This window comes from Mycobacterium simulans (assembly GCF_900232995.1).
GTDB lineage: Bacteria > Actinomycetota > Actinomycetes > Mycobacteriales > Mycobacteriaceae > Mycobacterium > Mycobacterium simulans.
Genome location: NZ_OCVX01000007.1, coordinates 620,401 through 645,734 on the forward strand (window position 1 = coordinate 620,401; position 25,334 = coordinate 645,734).

Consider the following 25,334-nt stretch of genomic DNA (forward strand, 5'->3'; position numbering starts at 1 on the left):
GGGCAGTGGGGCTGGGGACGCTGCCGTTGCTCGACGCCGTCTTGGATGCGGTGTCGGTGCCGGTGCTGGCCGGCGGCGGCGTTGCCTCGCCGCGAAGTCTGGCCGCCGTGCTTGCCGCCGGCGCCAGTGGGGCATGGGTGGGCACTCGCCTGGCGGCATGTCCGGAGGCGCTGACCGGTGAGGCCAGCCGTTGGGCGTTGATCGCCGCGGCCGAAACCGACACCCGGGTCACCCGGGTCTTCGACGTCGCGAACGCTCTGCCGTGGCCGGCCCGGTTCCCGTCGCGGGTGTTGGCCAATGAGTTTGTCGCGCGCTGGACGGGCAACGAAGACGCGCTGGCCGCCGATCCGTCGGCCCGCGAGGAGCTGGCCGCCTCGGTCGCTGCCGACGACCCGCGGGTCGCCCCGGTCGACGCGGGTCAGGGCGTCGGCATGATCCGTGACGACGCGTCGGTGAGCGAGGTCATCGAGCGGCTGTGCGTGGGTGCAGAGAGTTTGCTGGCTCGCTGGGCGGGCGCCTGAGCACGACGCAACATCGACCCGGTCCGGGCTGTAGCCGGACATCGGGGCCATGCGGTGCCAGAGTGTCGGCGACGCCGGTGATCAGCGCATGGTTCATATTGCAGGCCAGCTCGGTCTGTGCCTGGGCCAGCGCGTGGAACGGGCAGTTAGCTAGCTCGATTTCGCCCGCGATTTCGCCGTCGGCAGTGCGGGGCTCGTAGCCGTATTTGCGCAGCACGCTCAGCGCCACCCGCAGCGCCGCTGCCGCGTCGATGGGCGGTCGGTCCGCAGCGGTCGCGCCGATCGCGTGCCCGAATTCGCGGGCGACCCGATTGAGCACCTCGACGACGGGTTCGCCGGTTTCGGCCGATCGCGCAATGGCCGCGGCCATCAGCCGGCCGGCCAGCTCGTACTCCCGCTGCGGCAGGCTGACCGCGATGTCGCGAGTCGCCCTGCGATACAGCTTGGCCGTTCGCCCCGCGCCGGGTCCGGATCGGTTCGTCAGGCGTGCGTACTCGATGTCCAGCAGGCCTTGGGCCGTGAGCCGGTCCAAGTGAAATTTGGCCTGGTGGTGAGGGATGCCGACGGCGGCGGCCGCCTGGTCACGGCTCACCGGCGCCGGCTGCGAACACACGAATTGGTAGAGCCGGTGACGCACCGGGTCCGCGAGCGCACCGATCCCTGCGGCGTCACGCTGCGGCGGGGTCGTGGCATCCACTTCGGCGCCTCATTTCTGTTGTTTCAACGGAATTTCTAACGGACAAAAGACTTGACGCTACAGTCTACTGAATCTAACGTTCAAATTACTATCTGTTAGAAACTGGAGTACGTCATGACCACCAAACAAGCCACCACCCCAGCCCTCGCGGACCAGTTGAAGGATCCGGCCTACTCGGCCTTCCTGCTGCTTCGCACCGTTTTCACGATCGCGCCGATCGTGTTCGGGCTGGACAAATTCTTCAATTTGCTGACCCATCCCCAGCACTGGAGCATGTATTTGGCCAGCTGGATCAATGACCTGGTTCCCGGCACCGCAGATCAGGCCATGTACCTGGTCGGGGCGATCGAGATCGTCGCCGGAATCCTGGTCGCGGTCGTGCCCCGTTTCGGCGCGCGGGTGGTCGCGGCCTGGCTGGCCGGGATTATCCTCAACCTGGTCACCGGACCCGGCTTCTACGACGTCGCGCTGCGTGATTTCGGTTTGCTGGCCGGTGCCGTTGCGTTAGCCCGACTGGCGCAGGGCGTACACAACGGAGCCATCGGGCGCCATTAGTCGGGCCGCGTCAAACCCCGCGCAGGTAGCGCTTGGCGATGATGCGCTGCGTTGCCGTGACAAGCGGCCCACCGGCCTTGCTCCACCAGGTCGCTGGCCGGGAGAACGCCGACACCTCCGCGTAGACCGCGGAGGTGGTCGGGTCGTGGCGCACGGCGAACCGCTCCTCGCCGGACTCCGGATGGCCCGGCAGCGTGCCATAGGCGAACCCGCGCACATCGGGTTCATCGATGACGTACACGACGCGGCACGGCGCGCGCAGCAAACCCATCAGCCTGACCACCACGACCGCGGAGACCACAGCGACATCGGAGCTCGCATGCACTCCCAGGCCAGCTCCGCGCTGCATGCCCCAATGCATGACGCCGTCGGCGGCCTCCTCGAAACGCCGCGCGCCGGTACCGATCTCGGCCGAGACGCTCAGGTGGTCGTATCCCGCAGGCAGTTGGCCGGCTGCCGTCGCGCCCACTTCCGAATAGGTCAGCGGCAGGTCGGCGAGCGCGTCTAGGTCCACCCGATCAGCTTGCCACGGGACCCGACGAGTCAGAGCGCGCACGCGCGCGCCGCGTACGGTCGTAGGGGTGAGCACCCAAGCCTTAGCATCGGCATCCGGAACCTTCGCCCTCGGTGGTGACCTGATCGTCAACCGCCTTGGCTTCGGCGCAATGCGCCTGACCGGCAAGGGCGTCTGGGGACCGCCCGCCGACCGCGACGAAGCCGTCAAGGTGCTGCGCCGCGCCGTCGAGCTTGGCGTGAACTTCATCGACACCGCGGACTCATACGGCCCCTACATCTCCGAAGAGATCATCCGCGAGGCGCTGCACCCGTACACCGGGCTGGGCAGCGGGCTGGTGCTAGCGACCAAGGCGGGGTTGTTGCGTACCGGCCCGGATGTGTGGATCCCGCTGGGCAATCCGAGCTACCTGCGCCAGGAATGCGAGATGAGCCTGCGGCGACTGGGCGTCGAGACCATCGACCTGTTTCAGCTGCACCGCGTCGACAGGAACTTCCCGCTGGCCGACCAGATCGGCGAACTCGTCGCCCTACGGAACGAAGGCAAGATCCGTCATATCGGCCTGTCCGAGGTCGACGTCGATCAACTCAACGTGGCACGGCAGATCGCCCCGATCGCGTCGGTGCAGAACATGTATAACCTGTCGGCACGCGCCGCCGAACCGCTGCTGGATGCCGCCACCAGCCAGGGCGTCGGCTTCATCCCGTGGTTCCCGCTGGCTGCTGGGCCGCTGGCCGCACCGGACGGCCCGCTGCAGAAGATCGCCGCCGCCCATCATGCGACGCCGGCGCAGCTGGCCGTGGCCTGGCTGCTGAAGCGGTCGCCGGTGATGTTGCCGATTCCGGGCACATCGCGCGTGGCGCATCTGGAGGAGAACGTCGCCGCTGCCGAAATCACGCTTTCCGACGAGGAGTTCGAGACGCTGGAGGCTGTTGCCGGCGCTACGTAAGCCGCCGCAAAATACGGTGTTCTGGTGGCAGGTGACCAGACACGACACCCCGGCGGTGGATTCAATCCGCCCGAACCGACGACCAAGGGCGGCCCCGACTACGGCAGGTTCATCGACGGGGTACGCAAGCTGCAGGACCACGCCCGCGCTGTCGACGCCCCCGACGAGGTGATCACCGAGGCGGCCGACCTACTCGACAAGGTCTCCGCGCTGCTGTCCCCGTTCGACGCCGACGAATGGCAGTCGCCGTCGGGACGCCGGATGGACCTGCCCGTTCGCGGCAACATCCTGACCGTGCCCATGTCGGCGCGAAAAACCGACGACGGACGGATCCAGGGCTGGGCGCGGTTCGCCCGATTTCATCTCGGACGCAATGGCGCGGTGCATGGTGGGGCGCTGGGACTGCTATTCGATACCGTGCTCGGATTGACGTCCTCGGTGCTCACCGGCGGCCCCTACCAGCGCACCGCCTATCTCAAGATCAATTACCGCCATATCGTGCCGATCGATAAGAAGCTGCAGATCGAGGCGGGGGTTGACCATGTCGACGGGCGCAAGATCTTCGTCTCGGGCCGGCTCACCGACGGCGATACCTTGCTGACCGAAGCCGACGCGTTGTTTGTGCGGCTCAAGCCCGGGCAGCCCTGAATAGATCATTGCAAGGTCGGATCATGTCGTTGACATAGTATTGCATAGGTGTAGATTAACCACCGGAGCGATCTCGCTGGCGAAGTGGCGGTCACCTTGCAGTCAGTGCGGCCAGCAAAGACCCGCCACCCTTCCCGCGGAGTCGTCAAAACCTTCCGCCGACATGACGGCACCCCCTGGGCTGCATCGGCACGGTCGCGATCGGATAAAAGATTGCGAGTGCTTACTAACTATGTTAGCGTCCTCGCAGCCGATGACCTGAAGGGGCGTGACCTACGACGCTCGCGGTCAGCAAGTGAAGTGGAGCCAGACAATGATCGAGAGTCCGTCTGTGGCGATCGTTATCCCCGCATTTAATGAGGAACGCTTCATTGCGAAATGCCTCGATTCCTGCATCGACCAAACGTCGTTGGCCGATGAGATTATTGTCGTCAACAACAGGTCGACCGACGACACCGCATCGATAGTGCGTCGGTATCAAACAGAGAATCCACATATCAATATCCGCCTGCTCGATCAAGACGAGCACCAGGGCATCGCTCCAACGCGCAACTGCGGGTTCGATAATGTTCGCAGCGACGTCATCGGAAGGATCGACGCCGATTCCATCGTCGCCAATGACTGGGTAGCGACGATTCGTCGCCGCTTTCGGGACCCGGCCATCGACGCTGCCACAGGCCCAGTTCTGTATTACGACATGCCGATGCGCGGGCTCATTTTCCGGATCGACGACATGACCCGCGCCAGACTGCATCGCAACGCGACCGACCAGCGGTTCCTGCTTGGGTCGAACATGGCAATCCGCACCTCCGCATGGCAGGCGGTTCGCCACCTCACGCGGCTGGACCTGGAAGATCTCTTGCATGAAGACATCGACCTTGCCGTGACCCTGTTCAAGAACAATTTCGAGGTTGCTTACGAGCCCGCACTGGTTGCCGGTATGTCCGGCCGGCGGGTGGAATCCTCACCGCGCGATTTCTACCGGTACTCCACGCGTTATCTCAGGACCACAAAAGCGCACGGCGTCAAGAGCGGTACGGCGCTGATAACGATATTCATCCTGTTGCTGGGATACTTCCCGGTCCGCACCCTGCGGTTCTTTTATGACGTCGAAAACAATCGATTCACATTGTCAAAGCTGCGCGACAAACTCGCCGAGATGGGCCGCAGGGTGGGCGGTGCGCTGCGACGCGATGCGCAGCGGGCGACGGGCCGTGTCCCGGTTGGGGAGCCGCGATTGCTCATACCGCATGAGGCGCCGCACGCAGTGCGCTACGCGGAGGTCCCAGACGAGGTTCGTGGCCACGCGGCGTGACGGACGGCAGTAGTCCGGCGGTTTGGGTTCGTCGAGGTGCGCCCGGATAGCATGGCAACGATTAGTTAGTGACTAATTAGTCCCCCCAGAATCCGGCAGACCGCCCAAGCCCTGGAGACCAACGCGATGAGCGCCCCCGCAGACCCCACCCGAGGAACCGATGGCGGCGACCCGCGGCACCCGGTTGCGGCGGGTTTGCGATCGCCCGGAACCGGCGGCGGCGACCCGCAGCACCCGGCTGCGCCGCAAGCCCCGATCCGGGTACCTGCTGGCACTACCGCTGCCGCCGCCGTCGGCGAGGCGGGGTTGCCGCGGCGGGGTTCACCGGACGCGATCGTGGTGGTTCGCGACGCCGACGGCAAGCTGCGCGACTTGAGCTGGATACCCGACGTCGACGCGGAGGTCACCCCGGTGGCGGCCAACACCGCGGACGGTCGCAGCGTGATCAGGCATTCGACCGCCCACGTTTTGGCGCAAGCCGTCCAAGATCTGTTTCCGGAGGCCAAACTGGGGATCGGGCCACCCATCACCGACGGCTTCTACTACGAGTTCGACGTTGCGGAACCGTTTACGCCTGAGGACTTGGAGGCGCTGGAAAAGCGGATGCGTCAGATCGTCAAGGATGGACAGCTGTTCGACCGGCGGGTCTACGAGTCCACCGAGCAGGCCCGAGAGGAGCTGGCCAACGAGCCCTACAAGCTCGAGCTCGTCGACGACAAGTCCGGGTTTACCAAGAACACGACCGAAATCATGGAGGTCGGTGGCGACGAGCTGACCGCCTACGACAACCTCAATCCCCGCACCCGGGAACGGGTCTGGAGTGACTTGTGCCGTGGCCCGCACATCCCCACCACGAAGCACATTCCGGCGTTCAAGCTCACCCGCAGCTCCGCGGCCTACTGGCGGGGCGACCAGAAAAACGCCAGCCTGCAACGCATCTACGGGACCGCGTGGGAGTCCCAGGAGGCGCTGGACCACCACCTGGAGCTCATTGCCGAGGCGCAGCGCCGCGACCACCGCAAGCTGGGCATCGAGCTGGACCTGTTCAGCTTTCCCGACGAAATCGGTTCCGGCCTAGCGGTTTTCCATCCCAAGGGCGGCGTGGTGCGCAGGGAGCTGGAGGAGTACTCGCGCCGCAAGCACATTCAAGCCGGCTACGAGTTCGTCAATACCCCGCACATCACCAAGGCGCAGCTGTTTCACACGTCGGGCCATTTGGACTGGTACGCCGACGGCATGTTTCCGCCGATGCACCTCGACGCCGAGCTCAATGACGACGGCACGGTGCGCAAGCCGGGCCAGGATTATTACCTCAAGCCGATGAACTGCCCGATGCACACGCTGATCTTCGCCTCGCGTGGGCGGTCGTATCGGGAGCTTCCGTTGCGGCTCTTCGAATTCGGCACCGTATACCGCTACGAAAAGTCCGGCGTGGTGCACGGGTTGACCCGGGCACGCGGGTTCACCATGGACGACTCGCACATCTTCTGCACCCGCGAGCAATTGCGCGACGAACTGGCCTCGCTGCTGACGTTCGTTCTCGACCTGCTCGGTGACTACGGGCTGGACGACTTCTACCTGGAGCTGTCCACCAAGGACCCGGAGAAGTTCGTCGGCTCCGAGGAGATCTGGGACGAGGCCACCGCCACCCTCGCCGAGGTCGCACAGGAGTCGGGCCTGCAATTGGTACCCGATCCCGGCGGCGCGGCGTTCTACGGCCCCAAGATTTCGGTGCAGGCGCGCGACGCGCTGGGCCGCAGCTGGCAGATGTCGACCATCCAGGTGGACTTCAACTTCCCGGAACGTTTCGAGCTGGAGTACACCGCCGCCGATGGGACTCGGCAGCGCCCGGTGATGATCCACCGCGCTCTGTTCGGGTCGATCGAGCGGTTCTTCGGCATCCTCACCGAGCACTATGCGGGGGCGTTCCCGGCGTGGCTGGCGCCGGTCCAGGTGGTCGGGATCCCAGTCGCCGATGAGCACGTCGCATACCTGGAAGAGATTGCCGCACAACTGAAGTCGCACGGCGTGCGGGTCGAGGTGGACGCCAGTGACGATCGGATGGCCAAGAAGATCGTCCACCACACCAACCAGAAGGTGCCGTTTATGTTGCTTGCCGGTGACCGCGATGTGCAGGCCGGTGCGGTGAGCTTCCGGTTCGGTGACCGTACGCAACTCAACGGTGTGGCCCGTAATGGTGCGGTAGCGGCCATCGTGGATTGGATCAACGACCGCGAAAACGCCGCTCCCACAGCCGAACTGCTAAAGGTGACTGGGCGGTGAGCGACGAGAACAGCGCCGAGCCCACCGACGACACCATCCTCGATCGAGGCGTCGGCCAGCGCGATGAGTTGCAGCGGTTATGGACGCCCTACCGCATGACCTATCTCGCCGAAGCGCCGCTCAAGCGCGACCCTAAATCCTCGGCCAACGCCGAGCAGCCGTTCACCGACATTCCGCGGCTGTCCGACGAGGAAGGGCTGGTGGTCGCCCGCGGCGAACTCGTCTACGCCGTGCTCAACCTCTATCCGTACAACCCCGGGCACCTGATGGTGGTGCCCTATCGGCGGGTATCGGAGCTGGAGGACCTGACCGAAGCTGAAAGCACCGAGTTGATGGCCTTCACCCAGAAGGCGATTCGCGTTATCAAGAACGTGTCGCGGCCGCACGGTTTCAATGTCGGTCTGAACCTGGGCACCTCGGCGGGCGGGTCGTTGGCCGAACACTTGCACGTGCATGTCGTGCCGCGATGGGGCGGCGACGCGAACTTCATCACAATCATCGGCGGCGCCAAGGTGATTCCGCAGTTGCTGCGTGACACCCGCCGCCTTCTTGCGACGGAGTGGGCCAGGCAACCATGACGCAACCATGTGGCACTCATGAGTAAACTGCCCTTCCTTTCCCGGGCGGCGTTCGCGCGCGTCACCAATCCGCTCGCCCGGGCGTTGCTGCGCGTCGGCCTCACACCCGACGGGGTCACCATATTGGGCACCACCGCGTCGGTGGCTGGGGCGCTGGTGCTTTTCCCGATGGGCAAGCTGTTCGCCGGTGCGTGTGTCGTCTGGTTCTTTGTCCTGTTCGACATGCTTGACGGGGCGATGGCCAGGCAGCGCGGTGGCGGCACGCGCTTCGGCGCGGTGCTGGACGCCGCGTGTGACCGCATCAGCGATGGCGCGGTGTTCTGCGGGCTGCTGTGGTGGATAGCGTTTCACATGCGCGACCAACTGCTGGTGGTGGCGACGTTGATCTGCTTGGTCACATCGCAGGTCATCTCATACATCAAGGCCCGGGCGGAAGCCAGCGGGCTGCGCGGCGACGGCGGCTTCATCGAACGGCCGGAACGGCTGATCATCGTGCTCACCGGTGCCGGCGTGTCGGACTTTCCGTTTGTTGCCTGGCCGCCGGCACTGCCGATAGGTATGTGGGTGCTGGCCGTGGCCAGCGTGATCACCTGCGGTCAGCGGCTGTACACGGTGCGCACCTCGCCCGGGGCCACCGATCGCTTGACGTTGCCCGGAAAGGGCGAGCCGTGATGCCTACCGCGGCGAGCCTGAAATTTACCGGGGGCCCTCGCCGCCTATTGACCGGCACCGCGACGGACTGGGCCTATGCCGCCGGCTGGATGGCTGTGCGGGCGATGCCAGAGTTCGCCGCCCGCAACGCATTCGACACCGGTGCGCGCTTCGCGGCCCGCCGCGGCGGTCCGGAGCAGCTGCGCAAGAACCTGGCCCGCGTCATAGGTGTGCGGCCCGCCGACGTGCCGGCCTCACTGATGCGCGCTTCGCTGGAGTCCTATGGACGATACTGGCGGGAGGCCTTCCGGCTGCCGACAATGGACCACCGTGCGATCGCCCGCCACCTTGACCATGTGATCCAGGGGCTGCGTCACCTGGATGCTGGGCTGGCCGCGGGCCGGGGCGTGGTTCTGGCGTTGCCGCACAGCGGCAACTGGGACATGGCCGGGGTATGGCTGGTGCAAAAGCATGGCACTCTCACCACCGTCGCCGAGCGTCTCAAGCCCGAATCGCTCTACCGGCGCTTTATCGCCTACCGCGAGAGCCTCGGCTTCGAGATACTGCCGTTGACCGGTGGTGCGCAACCCCCATTCGAGGTGTTATGTCAGCGATTGCGGGCTAACCAGGTCGTGTGTCTGATGGCCGAGCGAGACCTCACCCGCACCGGTGTTGACGTCGATTTCTTCGGTGAGCCCACCCGAATGCCGGCTGGCCCGGCCAAGCTGGCCATCGAGACCGGGGCGGCGCTGCTGCCGGTGCACTGCTGGTTTGAGCCCGACGGCTGGGGTTTTGCGGTCCACCCGGCGGTGGACTGCGGCAGCGGTGACATCAACGCCATCATTCAGGCGCTGGCCGATCGGTTCGCGCACAACATCGCCGCCCATCCCGCCGACTGGCACATGCTGCAGCCGCAGTGGCTGGCCGATCTGTCCGATGCACGCCGGGCACGGCTGAGGTCCAAATGAGGAAAGCCTGATGCGGATAGGGATGATCTGCCCTTACTCGTTCGACGTGCCGGGCGGGGTGCAGTCGCACGTGTTGCAGCTGGCCGAGGTGATGCGCGCCCGCGGCCACGATGTCAGCGTGCTGGCACCGGTTTCGCCGCACACCTCACTGCCGGACTACGTCGTCTCCGGCGGCAAGGCAGTCCCCATTCCCTACAACGGCTCGGTGGCCCGGCTGCGGTTCGGCCCCGCCACGCACCGCAAGGTCAAAAAGTGGCTTGCCGAAGGCGATTTCGACGTGCTGCACCTGCACGAGCCCAACGCGCCGAGCCTGTCCATGCTGGCCCTGAACATCGCCGAGGGGCCGATCGTGGCGACGTTTCACACGTCGACCACCAAGTCGCTGACGCTGACGGTTTTCCAGGGCATCCTGCGGCCGATGCACGAGAAGATCGTCGGGCGGATCGCGGTGTCGGATCTGGCCCGTCGCTGGCAGATGGAGGCACTGGGGTCCGACGCGGTGGAGATTCCCAACGGGGTGGACGTCGATTCGTTCGCTTCGGCGCCACCGCTGGACGGGTATCCGCGGCCGGGCAAGACCGTGCTGTTCCTGGGTCGTTACGACGAGCCGCGCAAGGGGATGGCGGTACTCCTCGGCGCGCTGCCCAGGGTGGTGCAGCGGTTTCCGGATGTGCAGTTGCTGATCGTCGGCCGCGGCGATGAGGACCAATTGCGTGGCCAGGCAAGCGGATTGGACGAGCACCTGCGCTTTCTCGGTCAGGTGGACGACGCCGGAAAGGCATCCGCGATGCGCAGCGCCGACGTCTACTGCGCACCCAACACCGGCGGCGAGAGCTTTGGCATCGTGTTGGTCGAAGCGATGGCCGCCGGTACCCCCGTGGTGGCCAGCGACCTGGACGCCTTCCGGCGGGTGCTGTGCGACGGCGAGGTCGGTTGCCTGGTGCCGGTTGGCCCCCCCGATTTGCAGGCCGCCGCGCTGGGCGACGCGCTCATCTCGGTGCTCTCCGACGACATGCTGCGGCAGCGCTACGTGGCGGCCGGCGCCGAGGCGGTCACCCGGTACGACTGGTCGGTGGTGGCCACCCAGATCATGCGGGTGTACGAGACGGTCGCCGGGTCGGGCACCAAGGTTCAGGTGGCCAGCTAGTGACGTGGCTGCTGATAGCCATTGCGGTGCTGGTCGTGCTGCTGGTGGCGGTTGGTGCCTGGGGGTATCAAACGGCCAACCGGCTGAACCGATTGAACGTGCGCTATGACCTGTCCTGGCAGGCGCTGGACGGTGCGCTGGCCCGGCGCGCTGTGGTGGCCCGGGCGGTCGCGATCGACGCCTACGGCGGCACCTCGAAAGTCGGCTCCGAGGGCCGTCGGTTGGCGGCACTGGCCGACGCCGCCGAACGTGCGCCCCGGCATTCGCGCGAGGCGTGCGAAAACGAGCTCTCCACCGCGCTGGCGATGGTTGATCCGGCGTCGCTGCCGGCGGCCCTGATCGCCGAATTGGCCGACGCCGAAGCCCGGGTGCTGCTGGCCCGTCGATTCCACAACGATGCGGTCCGCGACACCCTCGCGCTGGCCGAACGACCCCTGGTGCGGAAGCTTCGGTTGGGTGGAACCGCGGCGCTGCCAACATATTTCGAGATCGCGGAGCGGCCGCACGCGTTGGCGCACAGTGGTCACGGCGTGGTCAACCACCGCACGTCGGCCCGGGTGGTGCTGCTCGACGACACGGGTGCGGTGCTGTTGCTGTGCGGTTCGGACCCAGCCAAACCCACCGCTTTGAGATGGTGGTTCACCGTCGGCGGCGAGGTGCGGCAAGGCGAGCGGTTGGCGGAGGCGGCCGCGCGTGAGCTTGCCGAAGAAACCGGTCTGAGGGTCGCGCCAACGGACATGGTCGGACCCGTTTGGCGACGTGACGAGGCCTTCGAGTTCAACGGCTCGTTGATCGATAGCGAGGAGTTCTACCTGGTGTACCGCACGCGACGGTTCGAGCCGTCCGTCGCGGGGCGCACCGAGTTGGAACGGCGCTACATCCACGGCGCCCGATGGTGCGACGCGAACGACATCGCGGAGCTGGTAGCTGCTGGGGAACTGGTCTATCCACTACAACTTGGCGAGTTGCTGCCCGTAGCCAACGAAATGGCCGACGCGTCGGCGAAGCGAGCCGCCGCCCTCAATGCGGGTGTACCTCGATCGATCCGCTGAGCGCGGTGAGTCAGGGCTGCAACCTCTCGAGTCGGCCATTGGTGACGCGGATCCGGTTGTGTAGGCGGTTCTCGCGGCCCTGCCAGAATTCGACGATCTCAGGTGCGATGCGGTAGCCGCCCCACCGCGGCGGCACCGGAATCCGGTCCTGGCCGTCGAAGCGACGCGTCACTTCCGCGAGCTGATCGTCGAGTTCGGCGCGGGACCCCACGGGACGTGACTGTTGTGATGCCCACGCACCTAGCTGCGCCCCGCGCGGTCGCTTGGACCAATAGGCGAGCGTCGCCTCGGTGCTGACCCTGGTGACCGCGCCGCGCACGTGGGCTTGGCGGCCCAATTCGTACCAGGGAAAGGTTGCCGACGCGTATGGCGTCGCTTCGAGCTGCGCACCTTTTTCCGAGTCGTAGCTCGTAAAAAACGCCACACCCGACTCGTCCAGCAATTTGCAGAGCACCGAACGGCTCACGGGTTTTCCGTCCGAAACTGTCGCCAACACCATCGCATTGGGTTCGATCACACCGGCGCGTTGCGCATCGCTCATCCACCGGCGCAGCAACGCCAGCCAGCCATCATCGAGCCATTGAAAGTCCAGATCGCCGCAGCCGTCCTTCTCCGGACCATATTCGCCGCGCATCTGAGCAAGCTGGTCATCGTTGAGATCGATGATCTTGGCGTCATCGTCCATTCCGGCCTCCGATACTCCGCGAGGTACTAGCTACATTAGCCGCGCGGTATTGGCCGTATCGTGGTGGAGATCGAAGGAGGCAACCATGGATGCTGCAGGTAGCCCAGCAACCGGTACGGCGCGGGTCAAGCGCGGCATGGCCGAGATGCTCAAGGGCGGCGTCATCATGGACGTCGTCACGCCGGAGCAGGCCCGCATCGCCGAGGGAGCCGGCGCGGTCGCGGTCATGGCGCTGGAGCGAGTGCCCGCCGATATCCGCGCCCAGGGCGGGGTTTCGCGGATGAGTGACCCCGACATGATCGAAGGCATCATCTCCGCGGTCACCATCCCGGTGATGGCCAAAGCACGCATCGGGCATTTCGTCGAGGCACAGATCCTGCAGAGCCTGGGCGTGGACTACATCGATGAGTCCGAGGTGCTGACTCCCGCCGACTACACCCACCACATCGACAAGTGGAAGTTCACCGTGCCTTTCGTGTGCGGGGCGACCAATCTCGGCGAGGCGCTGCGGCGTATCAGCGAGGGGGCGGCCATGATCCGGTCCAAGGGCGAGGCCGGTACCGGTGACGTCTCCAACGCGACCACACATATGCGGGCCATCGGCGGCGAGATCCGCCGGCTGACGTCGTTGTCCGAGGACGAATTATTCGTTGCCGCAAAGGAATTGCAGGCACCTTACGAACTCGTTGTTGAGGTGGCCCGGGCGGGCAAGCTGCCGGTCACGATGTTCACCGCGGGTGGCATTGCCACGCCCGCCGACGCCGCGATGATGATGCAGCTCGGGGCCGAGGGTGTCTTCGTCGGGTCGGGCATCTTCAAGTCCGGCGATCCCGCGCAGCGCGCCGCGGCGATCGTCAAGGCCACCACGTTCTATGACGACGCCGACGTCCTGGCGAAGGTGTCGCGTGGGCTGGGCGAGGCGATGGTGGGCATCAACGTGGAGGAGATCGCGCAGTCGCATCGCTTGGCCGAACGCGGCTGGTAAGAATCATTCGTGGCGATCGAAGAGATCCTTGATCTCGAGCAACTCGAGGTCAATATCTACCGCGGGAGCGTCTTCAGCCCGGAATCGGGTTTCCTGCAGCGGACTTTCGGCGGTCATGTGGCCGGTCAGTCGCTAGTTTCGGCGGTGCGCACCGTCGATCCGCGCTACCACGTTCATTCGCTGCACGGCTACTTTCTTCGGCCCGGGGATGCCAAGGAGCGCACGGTGTTTATCGTCGAGCGCATCCGCGACGGCGGATCGTTTGCCACCAGGCGGGTTAACGCCATCCAGCACGGGGAAACGATCTTCAGCATGGCGGCATCGTTTCAGACCCGTCAGGAAGGCATCAGACACCAGGACGCCATGCCGGCAGCGCCACCGCCCGACGATCTGCCCGGCTTGACGTCGATGAAGGTGTTCGATGACGCCGGGTTCCGGCAGTTCGAAGAGTGGGACGTGCTCATCGTGCCGCGGGAGCGCCTGCAGCTGCTGCCGGGCAAGGCATCCCAGCAGCAGGTGTGGTTTCGTCACCACGATCCGTTGCCCGATGACCCGGTGCTGCATATCTGCGCGCTGGCCTATATGAGCGACCTCACGCTGCTGGGTTCGGCGCAGGTCACTCATCTGGAGGAGCGCCAGCATCTGCAAGTGGCATCGCTGGACCACGCGATGTGGTTCATGCGTTCCTTCCGCGCCGACGAATGGTTGCTCTATCACCAGTCATCGCCTTCGGCCGGCGGTGGTCGCGCACTCACCCAGGGCAGGATCTTCACCCAGCGTGGCGAGTTGGTGGCGGCGGTAATGCAGGAGGGGTTGACCCGCTACAAACGCGGATACCAGCCGTGAGCCGGCCGAAGATCGGGGTCCTGGCGCTGCAAGGCGACACCCGTGAGCACCTCGCGGCGCTCCGCGAATGCGGAGCCGACTCGATGACGGTGCGACGCCGCGACGAGCTCGACGCGGTCGACGGGCTGGTCCTACCGGGTGGGGAGTCCACCACCATGACCCATCTGCTGCTCGACCTCGACTTGCTGGAGCCGCTGCGGGCACGGCTGGCTGACGGGCTTGCGGCCTATGGCTCCTGCGCGGGGATGATCCTGCTGGCCAGCGAGATCCTGGACGCAGGCGCGGGCGGGCGCCAGGCGCTGCCGCTCAACGCGATCGATATGACTGTGCGGCGCAACGCTTTTGGGCGTCAGGTCGACTCGTTTGAGGGCGATCTCGCGTTCGCGGGTTTCGACGACCCGGTGCGTGGAGTGTTCATCCGGGCGCCGTGGGTCGAGCGAGCCGGTGATGTTGTGCAGGTGCTGGCTCGGGCGGCGGACCACATTGTCGCGGTGCGGCAGGATCGCGTGCTGGCGACGGCGTTTCACCCGGAGATGACCGGCGATCGCCGCATCCACCAGTTGTTCGTCGACATCGTCAACGGGAAGGCGTGACGCTGGGCGCGACTGACCCGCCACGTAGACTCGTCTGGCGAACTTTCGAGCACCAGAAGGCAACAGAAGAGGTAAAGCACACAGATGAGCGGCCATTCCAAGTGGGCCACCACCAAGCACAAAAAGGCCGTCATCGACGCCCGCCGCGGCAAGATGTTCGCCCGGCTGATCAAGAACATCGAGGTTGCGGCCCGCGTCGGCGGCGGTGACCCGGCAGGCAACCCGACCCTCTACGACGCGATCCAGAAGGCGAAGAAGAGCTCGGTACCCAACGACAACATTGAAAAGGCGCGCAAGCGTGGCGCCGGTGAGGAGGCCGGTGGCGCCGACTGGCAAACCATCACCTACGAGGGTTACGCGCCCAACGGGGTCGCGGTGCTGATCGAGTGCCTGACCGACAACCGCAACCGCGCGGCCAGCGAGGTGCGGGTCGCGATGACGCGTAACGGCGGCGCAATGGCCGACCCGGGTTCGGTGGCCTACCTGTTTTCCCGTAAGGGCGTGGTCACCTTGGAGAAGAATGGCCTGACCGAAGACGACGTGCTTACGGCCGTGCTCGACGCGGGCGCCGAGGACGTCAACGACCTCGGCGATAGCTTCGAGGTGATTTCCGAGCCGGGTGATCTGGTCGCGGTGCGGACCGCATTGCAAGACGCCGGCATCGACTACGAGTCGGCCGAGGCCAGCTTCCAGCCCTCGGTCAGCGTGCCCGTCGACCTCGACGGGGCCCGCAAGGTCTTCAAACTCGTCGACGCGCTCGAGGACAGCGACGACGTGCAAAACGTCTGGACCAACGTCGACGTGTCCGACGAGGTCCTGGCGGCTCTCGACGAGGATTGAGGATTGAGGATTGAGGTCGATTGATTGTCGCGCTATTGCGGGGCTTCGATTGCCACGGCAACGCGAACGCTGGTGTGGTCGAGGGTTGCGGCTAAGCGGTCCGCAGGTTGCTGCCGACGGGGGTGCGGCTGGCATCGGCAGCGCCGGCGACAATGGCGGCCACGGCGGCGAGCGAATCGCCGGCCCGGCATCACCGCCCAGATCCCCGGCATGGTCCTTGTATTTGGTGGAAACAAACGCGAATGATTTATGAAGTATTTGTGTTTCATGGGGTCGTTATTCGGCGCGGTGGGCATTTCGCTAGCTGTGCGAAATAATTTTCGACTTGCTGATCGGCTGAGCGGAGGGGTAACCGGGGCGCCGACTGTCGGCGTTGGTGGTGGCAGCGACCGGGGTATGTGCAGTTTGCTGAGCCGGGTGGCGTCGGCGTGCGTACTCGGGTTTTTGCCGGCGCGCCACGGGCAAGCGTGGGGGGCAGTCGGCCGTCGAACAGAGTGTCCGTCGACGTGAAGAACGGCGATGAAGTGCAGAAAGTCTGGCGAGTGTCGATCTACCCGATGTCGTGCTGCCGGTGTTTCGACAAGGATTGACTGGGCTGTAATTCAAGCCTTCGGGCATTTGCGGTCAGCGTGTCGAGGCGTGGTGGCTCGGTGTTGTCAGATCAGACGCCGGCGCCCACGAAGTCGCCCGGGCCAATTGGGCACTTTGTTGTGCGAATGTGGGCATTTTGCACAAGATCTGGTTGTGCGATCCCCCTCACAATCCCGTAATGCGCGATGACGTAAACCGTGCAGTCGCGCGTTAATCGCCTAATTCGTCGGCGTAACGGATCCCAATGTTGGTGACCCGTTGTTGGGAGGTGCGGGATGTCGTTTGTGATCGCGGTGCCGGAAATGGTGGGAGCGGCGGCGTCGAATCTATCTAGGCTGGGTTCCTCGCTGGGTGCGGCGAATGCCGCTGCGGCGGCCTCCACGACGGGATTGTTGCCGGCGGCCGGCGATGAGGTGTCGGCCGCGGTTGCGGCGTTGTTCGGAACTCACGCGGCGGAGTATCAGGCGTTGAGCACCCAGGTGTCGGTGTTTCATGAGCGGTTTGTGGCGGCCCTGAATGTGGCCGGAGGGGCGTATACCGCTGCTGAGGCGGCCGCTGTGCGGCCCATGCAGGCGTTTCAGCAAACGGTGCTCGACATCATTAATGCGCCCACGCTGGCGTTGGTGGGTCGTCCGCTGATCGGTAATGGCGCTGATGGGGCTGCGGGCACCGGGCCTGCCACCGTTGCCGGCACCTCCGGCAACGGTGGCAGCGGTGGCGCTGGTGGGAACGGCAGCGACGCGGGCAATCTCAGTGGCAACGGTGGCGGTGGTGGTGCCGGTGGCCGCGGTGGCGGCGGTGGCACCGCTCAGACTGGCGGCACAGGCGGCGACGGCGGCGACGGCGGCAAAGGCATCGGCGGCGCCGGTGGCAACGGCGGCCACGGCGGCACCGGCGGCGCCGGCGGCCACGGCGGTCTGACACGTAATGGCGGCGACGGCGGCCGCGGCGGCAACGGCGGCGAGGGTGCGTTCGGTAACACGGTCGGCGGCAATGGTGGCCACGGCGGCACCGGCGGCACCGGCGGCACGGGCTCTGCCATACCGTTCGGCACCGGCGTCGGTGGCACCGGCGGCGCGGGCGGTGATGGCGGTGCCGGCGGTAACAGCAACACCAAGTCTGCAGGCGTCCCCACCGGCGGCTTCCCGGGCAGTGCCCCCTTCGGATTTCCCGGCCAGAGCAACATCAACGGCGGCGCCGGTGGCAGCGGCGGCTCCGGTGCGATCGGCGGCGGCAACAGCTGAGGTTGCAGGCGGTCATGCCATGACCCGGCGCCGGATGGATCAGCCGTGCGTGCCCGCCCCCTTGTTGGGCGGCCCTGGGATCTGTGGCGGCTAGTCGTAACCGTGGCGCATGTCCTCGACGATGCGCGGATTGTCCAGCGTCGAGGGCTCGACCGGGCGCGGCCGGACGTCGTCGGAGAACACCGTGGCGGCGTCGAGCACCCGCTGATCCAGGTAGCGCAGCGGGGGCGCGTCGTGGGGCACCGTAGGTAGCGGCGCCGCGTCACCGCGACCCGCCAAAACGAAACCCCAGTCACCAAACGTGGGCACATGCACGTGGTAGGGCGTGACCCGGTAGCCGGCGGCCCCAATCGTCGAGACCGCTCGCCAGAACGCCGTACGTGTGGAAAACGGGCTGCCGGCCTGCACCACCATCAGACCACCGGGTGCCAGCACGCGACCGACCAGCGCGTAGAACTCGGTGGAATACAGCCGGCCCAACACGGGTGTGTCGGGGTCGGGCAGGTCGATGATCACCGAGTCGAAAACATCGGTGGCATGCGAGCCGCGCAGCCAGTTCAACGCATCGTCGATCACGACATGCACACGTGGATTGTCCAGCGACCCGCCGTTGGCCTCACGCATGGTGGTGCGCGCCAATTCGATGACGGCCGGGTCCAGCTCTACCTGCATGATCTGCTGAATTCCGTTCAGGCGCAACAGCTCTCGTGCGGCCAAGCCATCGCCGCCGCCCAACACCAGCACCGAACGGGCGCCATTGCCCACAGCGGGGTAGACGAGGCTTTCGGTGTAGCGGTATTCGTCCCGGGTGGAGAACTGCAGTCCCCCGTCGAGGTACAGCCGCGTGTCGTTGCCCCTGCGGGTGACCACGATTTCCTGATAGGCCGAGTGCCGGTAGGCGATGATCGGGTCGGCGTAGAGCCGCTGTCTGCTGGTGGTCTCGATGTCGGTGGAGCGCACCAGCAGCGTGGCCAGCAGCCCCAGCGCCGCACATAGCGCACACAGCGCGGCCATCAGCTGGCGCGGGGAAACGATGCGTCGCAACAAGAAGATCGACACGATCGCCGCAGCCGCCAGGTTGACGATGCCGGTGGCAGCCGCGCCGCGAATCATTCCCAGCTGCGGCAGCAGGATGAACGGCCAGACCAGCCCGCCCACCAGCGCGCCCAGGTAGTCAGCCGCGTTGAGGTTGGCCAGCGTGCGGCCGGTATCGGCAGCCCCGGAGAGCCGGCCGCGTTGCAGGAGCGTCATCAGCAGCGGTACCTCGGCGCCGACCAGGCAGCCGATCAGCGCGGTGCTCACCGCCAGCACGAAAGTCGACCCACCCGGCTCGTCCAAGAACGCAAACGCCACGTAAAGCGCCGCTGTCGACAAGCCGCCGACGACTCCCAACACCGCCTCGACGGCGATGAACGTGACGGCCGCTCGCGCCAGTAGCGGCTTGATCAGCAGCGCACCCAAGCCCAGCGCGGCGATGTAGCCCGCGACGATCAACGAGGTGGCGACGATGCCGCCGCCGTTGAGGCTCGTCGACAGGGTCAGCAGCGCGAGTTCGTAAACAATGCCGCAGGCCGCACAGGCGGCGACTGCGGCCAATAGCACGGCCCGCCATCGCCCCGAAGACTCCTCCGAAGACGCCCCTGCCGGCGCCGCTGCGGTCGCAACCTCGACGGCGGTCATGACAGCGCGGCCGCCGTCACCCCTCCCACGGCCAACAGCATGGCGGCCGTCGCGAACGCAGCGGGATGCAGCTCGGCTTGTTCGACATGCTCGTGGAAGTTGCCTGGCACCACGATGCGCAGAATGAACAGCGCCAAGCCCTGCAGGATAACGCCGATCGACCCGTAGATCGCCACTCCGAGAAGACCTTCACCCAGCTGGCTGGAGCTGGTGTAGATCGCGGCGATGATCACCGTGGCCAGCGCGGCGTACATGGCCGAGGCCAGGACGACTGCGTTGGGGCGGCGTTCCAGGAACACCAACCGGCGCAGATTCCCGGGCGTCAGGATGTCCACCATCAGGAAGCCGGCGATCAGCACCGCGATGCCCACCACGAAGTACAGCACCGTGGCCACCGCCCCATGCAGGAGCGGGGTGAAGTTGACGGTGCCGAAGTCGACTCCGGCCGCATTCCTGGCCTGATGCATGGCTGTCTCCTTTACGTGGTCAGCTACTTACTTCCGCCCGGCCCACCGGGGCGGCCGCCCGAGCCACCAGACGGAGATCCCGGGGTGAACCCGGGGCCGAGGAAAATGAATCCACCGTGGCTGTAACGGGCGCCCAGGTCTTCGACACGGATGCTGCAGGGATGCGTGCCGTCGGGTCCGACGATCACAATGTTGCGGCTGTAGCGCAGGTATTGGTTGTTGCCGCTGGACGCGCGCGCCTCGGGCGCCTGATAGCTAGTGAGCGTGTCGGCCACCTGTTTGGCAGATCCGGTGCAGACGTAGCGGGTGCCATTCGCATCACGGGAGTACTCGTGATAGTGGGAGGCGATATACGAGCCAATGTCCTTGTGCAGCAATACCAATCCGGAAATCAACGACACCATCGCGGCAACGGCCAACCCGCCGGCAACCCAGAACAGGCGATTGCGGCTCATGGATGCCACCGGCTTGCGGTGTGCACCACCGTCCCGCCGGACCCGCAAGGGTGCAGCGGGTACAGGTGCCACGTCTGCCAACGCCAGCCGCTGCCGTCGGGTTCGGCGGACAGCGCGGTCAACGCCGCGTCATCGCCGGGAAACACCCCACCAAGCCATCCGCTCTCGCGCGTGCAGCGCTGCCGAAGTTGGTGCGCCAGCCGTCGGAACCCCTGTTCATCGCGGGTATCGGTGCGGGATTCGAGGTAGTAGCCGGGTGCCTCGGTGTGGTCGGGCAGGCCGCTCTCATGGTTGCGGGCCATGCACGAGACCTGCTCGGAGAATTGTCCGGTCACGTGTTCGACGGTGACCAGGTGCGATGCGCCCAAGACTCCCAGCAGGAGAGTGCCGCCGCGGGGATGGTCCAGCCGATAGGTCGCCAGTGGCTGCGGAGCGGGCTCGTTGAGAGCCAGTGCCAGCCGGGCCCCCGAAACGTCAGCTGGAGCTACGGCAAGCTGATGAAGCGGCACCGACGGTCCTATGCGGAGGGCGCGGGGTAGACGGTGAGTTCGCCGGTCAAGACGGTCTTGCCCGTCGATATCTCCCAGGGCATGTCCGGCGCCCAACGCTCGAAGGAAAGCAGGGCGGACTGGTCGGCGTTCGTGTAGTCGACGTAGTCCATGTCGCCACCGGCCGGTAAACCGGTCGTGCCCTCGGTCGTGTATCCGGCATGGCCGCGTTCGGACTCCCGAAATGTCACACCGTCGACCACGTGCTCGCCGCCCGGCTGTAACGCCAGGTCAGTGCGTTTCAACCACATCGCAAGTTCAAGGCGCCCGTCGTCGTCTTCGACGCTGAACCAGACCGGCTGCTCGCCGCCTTCTAGCAGGTGCTCCCACCACACGAACGGCCCCTGGCGGAACGTGACCGATCCGCGGACCACGTAGTCGGTGCCGCCGTAGCTGACGATCGCGCCGGGACCGAGCGAACGCGGCCCGAACTGCGGCATCGCGTTGAACGACAACGGGTCTTGACGCCCCGTACTCGGCTGCGGTCGCTTGGGCCGGCGCAGCGCCATGACGAGAACGACGATGGACGCCACGAACAATACGAATGCGACGACGACCAGCAGTGTCCCCACGCATTACCTTCCATAGTGCGGTAGCGCCGCGGTTGATCGAACGTGGTCTAAATTAACAGCTTCCGACGCGCCCGAACTGGGCGCCGGCCGGACGGTGATGGTCGTGCCGGGCACAACCGGGACCGCAGCCGTGATTCCTCAGGTCACCAGCTCAAACTCCAGTTGCAACCGCTCGTAGGTGGTGACCGCTCGCACGTCGCGCGTCAGTAGCGTTGCCCCGGCGGCTTTGGCCGTCAATCCGACCACCGCGTCGTAGGTTGCGCCACCGGTGACACCGTGCTCGGCGAGATGGTCGATGAGATCACGGTGTGAGCGGGCATCGAGCGTCAAGTACTCGCTGGAAGTGACATCCGCAAGGTAGGCATGAACGGCAACAGGTTCAATGCGATGCGGCGGTGGCAGACGGGTCAAAAACGTCCTCATTGCCGGATTCGCAACATGGCACGACGGGCACGAGTCCGCGGTTGGTGTCTGGCGCGATCACGGCCGTACGCGATCGAGCGTTTCGCGAACGATTTCGTCGGTCAACGGCGGAAGAGGACGTTCCGGCCGCGCGACGAGGACCGAGCCTTCCCGAACGAGTTCGACACCGGTCGGGGCCGGTTCAATCTCGATGCGCCCATCGCGCTCGGTGATCTCCACCTGCTCGTTCCCGCGCAAACCAACGCGGTCGCGAATCCGCTTGGGAATCACGAGGCGCCCCGCCGCGTCGATGGTTGTGCGCATGGCACGAATTTTACCGTTTCTATCTACGCTGGTAGCGGGGCGGGAGGTGCCGTGATCGCGTGCCCGTTTGTCTACCCGGGCGTGTCCTCCCGTCCGCTGTCGGACCCACCCGCTAGGCTATCGAACAACTGTTCGGGTAAGGAGCTGCCGTGCGGGTGATGGGTGTCGATCCCGGTTTGACGCGGTGTGGGCTGTCGCTGGTCGAGAGCGGGCGCGGTCGGCACATCACGGCGCTGGACGTCGACGTGGTGCGCACGCCGTCGGATGCGCCGGTGTCGAAGCGACTGCTGGCGATCAGCGATGCCGTCGACCACTGGCTGGACACGCATCACCCGGACGTGCTGGCCATCGAGCGGGTGTTTTCGCAGCTGAACGTGACGACGGTGATGGGCACCGCGCAAGCCGGTGGCGTGGTCGCCCTGGCGGCGGCAAAGCGAGGTATCGACGTGCACTTCCATACCCCCAGCGAGGTCAAGGCCGCGGTCACCGGGAACGGCGCCGCAGATAAGGCGCAGGTCACTACGATGGTTACCAAAATCCTTGCGCTGCAGTCCAAACCGACACCGCCCGACGCGGCCGACGCGCTGGCGCTGGCGATCTGTCACTGTTGGCGGGCACCGATGATCGCCCGGATGGCTGAGGCTAAAGCGCAGGCCGCTAAGCAGCGTCACGCCTACCTGGCCAAGCTGAAGGCAGCGCGATGATCGCCTCGGTTCGCGGAGAGGTACTCGAGGTGGCACTCGATCATGTAGTGATCGAGGCCGCAGGAGTCGGCTACCGGGTGAATGCGACGCCTTCGACGCTGGCGACGCTGCGGCAGGGGACCGAGGCCCGGCTGATCACCGCAATGATCGTGCGCGAGGATTCGATGACGTTGTACGGGTTCGCCGACACCGATACTCGCGACCTGTTCCTGACGCTGTTATCGGTCTCGGGTGTGGGACCCCGGCTGGCGATGGCGACGCTGGCCGTGCATGACGCCGCGGCGCTGCGGCAGGTGCTGACCGACGGCGACGTCACCGCGTTGACCCGGGTGCCCGGCATCGGCAAACGCGGCGCCGAACGCATGGTGCTGGAATTGCGGGACAAGGTGGGGGCGGTGGCCGCGACCAGCGGGGCACCCGCGGTGAACGGCCACGCGGTGCGCAGCCCGGTGGTCGAGGCCCTCGTCGGCCTCGGCTTTGCGGCCAAACAGGCCGAAGAGGCCACCGACAAGGTGCTGGCCACTGACCACGAGGCGACGACATCGAGTGCGCTGCGGGCCGCCCTGTCGTTGCTAGGGAAGTCGAAATGAGCGAGGACGCGGCGGATCGCGACGTCTCACCCGCGCTGACCGTCGGCGAGGGCGACATCGACGTCAGCCTGCGGCCCCGCTCGTTGCGGGAGTTCATCGGCCAGCCGCGGGTCCGCGAACAGCTGCAGCTGGTCATCGAGGGGGCCAAGAACCGCGGCGGCACACCGGATCACATCCTGCTGTCCGGCCCGCCGGGGCTGGGCAAGACCTCGCTGGCAATGATCATCGCCGCTGAGCTGGGGTCGTCGCTGCGGGTAACGTCCGGGCCCGCGCTGGAACGTGCCGGGGACTTGGCCGCGATGCTGTCCAACCTGGTCGAACACGATGTGCTTTTCATCGACGAGATCCACCGCATCGCCCGACCGGCCGAAGAGATGCTCTACCTGGCGATGGAGGACTTCCGGGTCGACGTGGTCGTCGGCAAGGGCCCCGGGGCGACATCGATTCCTCTCGAGGTCGCGCCCTTCACCCTGGTCGGCGCGACCACCCGATCCGGCGCGTTGACCGGCCCGTTGCGCGACCGGTTCGGCTTCACCGCGCACATGGACTTCTATGAATCTGCGGAGCTGGAGCGGGTGCTGGCTCGTTCGGCCGGAATTCTGGGTATCGAGCTGGGAGCTGAGGCCGGCGCGGAGATCGCCCTCCGCTCGCGGGGAACGCCCCGGATCGCCAACCGGTTGCTCCGCCGGGTTCGCGACTTCGCCGAGGTACGCGCCGACGGCGTCATCACCCGCGACGTCGCCAAGGCCGCGCTGGAGGTCTACGACGTCGACGAGCTGGGTCTGGACCGGCTGGACCGTGCGGTGTTGTCGGCGCTGACACGCAGCTTCGGCGGCGGTCCCGTCGGGGTTTCGACGCTGGCGGTGGCGGTCGGGGAGGAGGCCACCACCGTGGAGGAGGTGTGCGAGCCTTTTCTGGTGCGCGCCGGCATGGTCGCGCGTACCCCGCGCGGCCGGGTGGCCACCGCGCTCGCCTGGACCCATCTGGGCATGACTCCACCAGCCGGGATGGGTCAACCCGGGCTTTTCGACTAGCGACGCGTGGTTACGGTGATCCGTCCGCCCCGTTAGTCCCAAAAATCACGCCGCCGCTGCCACCGGTGCCGCCATCCCCGCCGTTGACGCCGTTACCGCCGTTACCGCCGAAGCCGACCAGCGCGGGCTGGAAGGAGCCGGTGCCAATTAGCCCGACGTTGCCGCCGTTGCCGCCGTTGGCAGGCCCGACGCCGCTTCCGGCATTGCCGCCGCTCCCGCCGAGGCCAATGGTGAGGAGGCCGCCGCCGTCACCGCCGTCACCGCCATTGCCGCCAGTTCCGTCGAATGTGGTGCCGCCAGCACCGCCGGCGCCACCCGCACCCACTCCAACGAGCGCACCGGCCTGGCCACCCTGGCCGCCCACGCCGCCGGTGCCGCTAGCGAAGCCACCGATGCCGCCGACACCGCCGACGGCCGTGCCCATGAGGGTTGCGCCCATACCGCCCGCGCCGCCCGCGCCGCCGGCGGCATCGCCGGCACCGCCGATTCCGCCGACACCACCGACGCTCATGCCTATAAGCGCAGCGCCGACGCCGCCCTGGCCGCCCGCGCCGCCGGTGCCGCTAGCGAAGCCACCGATGCCGCCAGCACCGGCCTGGGCGAAGCCGAACGTGGCGCCGCCGCTACCGCCGGCGCCACCCGCACCGCCCGTACCGGTGACGTCAGTGGCCGCGCCGCCGGCTCCACCGGCACCGCCCAGGCCAAAGATCTGACCCACTCCGGCGCCGCCAGCGCCCCCGGCACCCCCGGCAATGTCGCCGGTTCCGCCGGCGCCGCCGGCGCCGCCCAGGCCAAACAGTAGACCGCCGTCGACGCCGCCAGCGCCTCCTGCGCCGCCGTTCGAGCCCGGCCCTCCGGAGCCGCCGCCTCCGCCGCTGCCCCCGACCATCCCCCCC

The 25,334-nt window shown here is 66.5% G+C and carries 27 protein-coding genes and 3 pseudogenes; 19 read left to right on the plus strand and 11 right to left on the minus strand.

Translation table 11 applies throughout. The features are described 5' to 3' along the window. Positions 1–521 (plus strand): NAD(P)H-dependent flavin oxidoreductase (locus tag MSIMFI_RS24945; RefSeq protein WP_191499594.1); only part of this gene is annotated, 521 nt, incomplete at its 5' end. Here the strand turns inward: MSIMFI_RS24945 and MSIMFI_RS24950 are convergent. Next, positions 463–1,218 (minus strand): helix-turn-helix transcriptional regulator, encoded by a 756-nt coding sequence (locus MSIMFI_RS24950; protein WP_191499595.1) that lies wholly within the window; start codon positions 1,216–1,218, stop codon positions 463–465. The two genes, MSIMFI_RS24945 and MSIMFI_RS24950, sit on opposite strands and share 59 nt — an antisense overlap. Positions 1,219–1,332: 114 nt before the next feature. Between MSIMFI_RS24950 and MSIMFI_RS24955 the strand changes: the two genes are divergently transcribed. Continuing rightward, positions 1,333–1,773, plus strand: coding sequence for an Rv2617c family stress response/phage resistance protein (locus tag MSIMFI_RS24955; RefSeq protein WP_191499596.1), 441 nt, complete (start codon positions 1,333–1,335; stop codon positions 1,771–1,773). 10 nt (positions 1,774–1,783) lie between these two features. Here MSIMFI_RS24955 and MSIMFI_RS24960 read toward each other — a convergent pair whose 3' ends face one another. Further along, on the minus strand, positions 1,784–2,287 hold the full coding sequence (locus tag MSIMFI_RS24960) for a DUF1990 family protein (protein WP_191499597.1): 504 nt from the start codon (positions 2,285–2,287) through the stop codon (positions 1,784–1,786). Between the two features lie 67 nt (positions 2,288–2,354). On the opposite strand from MSIMFI_RS24960, the gene MSIMFI_RS24965 reads away from it, so the two are divergent. From MSIMFI_RS24965 to MSIMFI_RS25005, 9 genes are all read left to right on the plus strand, one after another. Continuing rightward, entirely contained in the window at positions 2,355–3,236 is an 882-nt protein-coding gene (locus tag MSIMFI_RS24965) for an aldo/keto reductase (RefSeq protein WP_191499598.1), read from the plus strand. A 24-nt stretch (positions 3,237–3,260) separates the two neighbouring features. Then, complete coding sequence (locus tag MSIMFI_RS24970) at positions 3,261–3,884, plus strand: PaaI family thioesterase (protein ID WP_191499599.1); 624 nt, start codon at positions 3,261–3,263, stop codon at positions 3,882–3,884. Between the two features lie 331 nt (positions 3,885–4,215). Next, entirely contained in the window at positions 4,216–5,199 is a 984-nt protein-coding gene (locus MSIMFI_RS24975) for a glycosyltransferase (RefSeq protein WP_263597436.1), read from the plus strand. A gap of 126 nt (positions 5,200–5,325) precedes the next feature. Continuing rightward, positions 5,326–7,482, plus strand: a complete 2,157-nt coding sequence (gene thrS, locus MSIMFI_RS24980; protein ID WP_191499601.1) for a threonine--tRNA ligase — start codon at positions 5,326–5,328, stop codon at positions 7,480–7,482. After that, a complete protein-coding gene (locus tag MSIMFI_RS24985; RefSeq protein ID WP_186242673.1) occupies positions 7,479–8,060 on the plus strand; it encodes an HIT family protein in 582 nt (193 codons plus the stop codon). Before thrS ends, MSIMFI_RS24985 begins: the two co-directional genes overlap by 4 nt. A gap of 18 nt (positions 8,061–8,078) precedes the next feature. Then, on the plus strand, positions 8,079–8,732 hold the full coding sequence (gene pgsA / locus MSIMFI_RS24990) for a phosphatidylinositol phosphate synthase (RefSeq protein WP_191499602.1): 654 nt from the start codon (positions 8,079–8,081) through the stop codon (positions 8,730–8,732). Then, positions 8,732–9,679, plus strand: a complete 948-nt coding sequence (locus MSIMFI_RS24995) for a phosphatidylinositol mannoside acyltransferase (protein WP_191499603.1) — start codon at positions 8,732–8,734, stop codon at positions 9,677–9,679. The genes pgsA and MSIMFI_RS24995 overlap by 1 nt, the downstream gene beginning before the upstream one ends. A 10-nt stretch (positions 9,680–9,689) precedes the next feature. Continuing rightward, the gene (locus MSIMFI_RS25000; RefSeq protein WP_191499604.1) at positions 9,690–10,826 is read left to right on the plus strand and encodes a glycosyltransferase family 4 protein; all 1,137 of its coding nucleotides are present in this window, start codon (positions 9,690–9,692) and stop codon (positions 10,824–10,826) included. Further along, positions 10,826–11,878: an NUDIX hydrolase gene (locus tag MSIMFI_RS25005; RefSeq protein WP_191499605.1), complete on the plus strand. Its 1,053-nt coding sequence runs from the start codon at positions 10,826–10,828 to the stop codon at positions 11,876–11,878. Before MSIMFI_RS25000 ends, MSIMFI_RS25005 begins: the two co-directional genes overlap by 1 nt. Before the next feature lie 10 nt (positions 11,879–11,888). Here MSIMFI_RS25005 and pdxH read toward each other — a convergent pair whose 3' ends face one another. After that, on the minus strand, positions 11,889–12,563 hold the full coding sequence (pdxH, locus tag MSIMFI_RS25010) for a pyridoxamine 5'-phosphate oxidase (RefSeq protein ID WP_191499606.1): 675 nt from the start codon (positions 12,561–12,563) through the stop codon (positions 11,889–11,891). Positions 12,564–12,648: 85 nt separating this feature from the next. Between pdxH and pdxS the strand changes: the two genes are divergently transcribed. The 5 genes and pseudogenes from pdxS to MSIMFI_RS30095 all read left to right on the plus strand — a co-directional run. Continuing rightward, on the plus strand, positions 12,649–13,548 hold the full coding sequence (pdxS, locus tag MSIMFI_RS25015) for a pyridoxal 5'-phosphate synthase lyase subunit PdxS (protein WP_186242679.1): 900 nt from the start codon (positions 12,649–12,651) through the stop codon (positions 13,546–13,548). A gap of 9 nt (positions 13,549–13,557) precedes the next feature. Further along, positions 13,558–14,394 (plus strand): acyl-CoA thioesterase II, encoded by an 837-nt coding sequence (gene tesB, locus MSIMFI_RS25020; protein WP_191499607.1) that lies wholly within the window; start codon positions 13,558–13,560, stop codon positions 14,392–14,394. Beyond that, on the plus strand, positions 14,391–14,987 hold the full coding sequence (gene pdxT, locus MSIMFI_RS25025; RefSeq protein ID WP_191499608.1) for a pyridoxal 5'-phosphate synthase glutaminase subunit PdxT: 597 nt from the start codon (positions 14,391–14,393) through the stop codon (positions 14,985–14,987). Before tesB ends, pdxT begins: the two co-directional genes overlap by 4 nt. Positions 14,988–15,071: 84 nt before the next feature. After that, a complete protein-coding gene (locus MSIMFI_RS25030) occupies positions 15,072–15,827 on the plus strand; it encodes a YebC/PmpR family DNA-binding transcriptional regulator (RefSeq protein WP_186242682.1) in 756 nt (251 codons plus the stop codon). 866 nt (positions 15,828–16,693) lie between these two features. Then, positions 16,694–16,969: pseudogene (locus tag MSIMFI_RS30095) on the plus strand (PE family protein); the annotation flags it as partial. A 783-nt stretch (positions 16,970–17,752) separates the two neighbouring features. On the opposite strand, the gene MSIMFI_RS25040 reads toward MSIMFI_RS30095, so the two are convergent. The 7 genes and pseudogenes from MSIMFI_RS25040 to MSIMFI_RS25070 all read right to left on the minus strand — a co-directional run bounded on the left by MSIMFI_RS25040 (position 17,753) and on the right by MSIMFI_RS25070 (position 22,110). Next, complete coding sequence (locus MSIMFI_RS25040) at positions 17,753–19,342, minus strand: polyamine aminopropyltransferase (RefSeq protein WP_191499610.1); 1,590 nt, start codon at positions 19,340–19,342, stop codon at positions 17,753–17,755. Next, positions 19,339–19,809 carry a DUF350 domain-containing protein gene (locus MSIMFI_RS25045; RefSeq protein ID WP_186242686.1) on the minus strand — a complete coding sequence of 157 codons (471 nt, stop codon included), beginning with the start codon at positions 19,807–19,809 and terminating at the stop codon, positions 19,339–19,341. The genes MSIMFI_RS25040 and MSIMFI_RS25045 overlap by 4 nt, the downstream gene beginning before the upstream one ends. 23 nt (positions 19,810–19,832) lie before the next feature. Then, complete coding sequence (locus MSIMFI_RS25050; protein WP_191499611.1) at positions 19,833–20,264, minus strand: DUF4247 domain-containing protein; 432 nt, start codon at positions 20,262–20,264, stop codon at positions 19,833–19,835. Beyond that, a complete protein-coding gene (locus MSIMFI_RS25055) occupies positions 20,261–20,773 on the minus strand; it encodes a DUF2617 family protein (RefSeq protein WP_191499612.1) in 513 nt (170 codons plus the stop codon). The genes MSIMFI_RS25050 and MSIMFI_RS25055 overlap by 4 nt, the downstream gene beginning before the upstream one ends. Positions 20,774–20,781: 8 nt before the next feature. Continuing rightward, a complete protein-coding gene (locus MSIMFI_RS25060) occupies positions 20,782–21,384 on the minus strand; it encodes a DUF4178 domain-containing protein (protein ID WP_191499613.1) in 603 nt (200 codons plus the stop codon). Between the two features lie 138 nt (positions 21,385–21,522). Then, a pseudogene (locus MSIMFI_RS25065) lies at positions 21,523–21,795 on the minus strand (type II toxin-antitoxin system VapC family toxin); the annotation flags it as partial. Positions 21,796–21,864: 69 nt separating this feature from the next. Then, positions 21,865–22,110, minus strand: a complete 246-nt coding sequence (locus MSIMFI_RS25070; protein WP_191499614.1) for an AbrB/MazE/SpoVT family DNA-binding domain-containing protein — start codon at positions 22,108–22,110, stop codon at positions 21,865–21,867. Between the two features lie 149 nt (positions 22,111–22,259). On the opposite strand from MSIMFI_RS25070, the gene ruvC reads away from it, so the two are divergent. From ruvC to ruvB, 3 genes are read left to right on the plus strand one after another with little or no spacing between them, the layout of a single operon-like run. Next, positions 22,260–22,814: a crossover junction endodeoxyribonuclease RuvC gene (ruvC, locus tag MSIMFI_RS25075; RefSeq protein WP_186242693.1), complete on the plus strand. Its 555-nt coding sequence runs from the start codon at positions 22,260–22,262 to the stop codon at positions 22,812–22,814. Continuing rightward, positions 22,811–23,404: a Holliday junction branch migration protein RuvA gene (ruvA, locus tag MSIMFI_RS25080; RefSeq protein ID WP_191499615.1), complete on the plus strand. Its 594-nt coding sequence runs from the start codon at positions 22,811–22,813 to the stop codon at positions 23,402–23,404. Before ruvC ends, ruvA begins: the two co-directional genes overlap by 4 nt. Continuing rightward, a complete protein-coding gene (gene ruvB, locus MSIMFI_RS25085) occupies positions 23,401–24,438 on the plus strand; it encodes a Holliday junction branch migration DNA helicase RuvB (protein WP_191499616.1) in 1,038 nt (345 codons plus the stop codon). The genes ruvA and ruvB overlap by 4 nt, the downstream gene beginning before the upstream one ends. A gap of 10 nt (positions 24,439–24,448) precedes the next feature. On the opposite strand, the pseudogene MSIMFI_RS28610 reads toward ruvB, so the two are convergent. Continuing rightward, a pseudogene (locus MSIMFI_RS28610) lies at positions 24,449–25,334 on the minus strand (PE family protein); the annotation flags it as partial.

Coding starts and splice junctions, on each gene's coding strand:
- thrS (WP_191499601.1), top strand. CDS start 5,326: ATGAGCGCCCCCGCAGACCCCACCCGAGGAACCGATGGCGGCGACCCG.
- MSIMFI_RS24955 (WP_191499596.1), top strand. CDS start 1,333: ATGACCACCAAACAAGCCACCACCCCAGCCCTCGCGGACCAGTTGAAG.
- MSIMFI_RS25045 (WP_186242686.1), bottom strand. CDS start 19,809: ATGCATCAGGCCAGGAATGCGGCCGGAGTCGACTTCGGCACCGTCAAC.
- pgsA (WP_191499602.1), top strand. CDS start 8,079: ATGAGTAAACTGCCCTTCCTTTCCCGGGCGGCGTTCGCGCGCGTCACC.
- MSIMFI_RS25070 (WP_191499614.1), bottom strand. CDS start 22,110: ATGCGCACAACCATCGACGCGGCGGGGCGCCTCGTGATTCCCAAGCGG.
- ruvA (WP_191499615.1), top strand. CDS start 22,811: ATGATCGCCTCGGTTCGCGGAGAGGTACTCGAGGTGGCACTCGATCAT.
- MSIMFI_RS25040 (WP_191499610.1), bottom strand. CDS start 19,342: ATGACCGCCGTCGAGGTTGCGACCGCAGCGGCGCCGGCAGGGGCGTCT.
- pdxS (WP_186242679.1), top strand. CDS start 12,649: ATGGATGCTGCAGGTAGCCCAGCAACCGGTACGGCGCGGGTCAAGCGC.
- MSIMFI_RS24995 (WP_191499603.1), top strand. CDS start 8,732: ATGCCTACCGCGGCGAGCCTGAAATTTACCGGGGGCCCTCGCCGCCTA.
- MSIMFI_RS25050 (WP_191499611.1), bottom strand. CDS start 20,264: ATGAGCCGCAATCGCCTGTTCTGGGTTGCCGGCGGGTTGGCCGTTGCC.
- MSIMFI_RS25030 (WP_186242682.1), top strand. CDS start 15,072: ATGAGCGGCCATTCCAAGTGGGCCACCACCAAGCACAAAAAGGCCGTC.
- pdxH (WP_191499606.1), bottom strand. CDS start 12,563: ATGGACGATGACGCCAAGATCATCGATCTCAACGATGACCAGCTTGCT.
- MSIMFI_RS25000 (WP_191499604.1), top strand. CDS start 9,690: ATGCGGATAGGGATGATCTGCCCTTACTCGTTCGACGTGCCGGGCGGG.
- ruvB (WP_191499616.1), top strand. CDS start 23,401: ATGAGCGAGGACGCGGCGGATCGCGACGTCTCACCCGCGCTGACCGTC.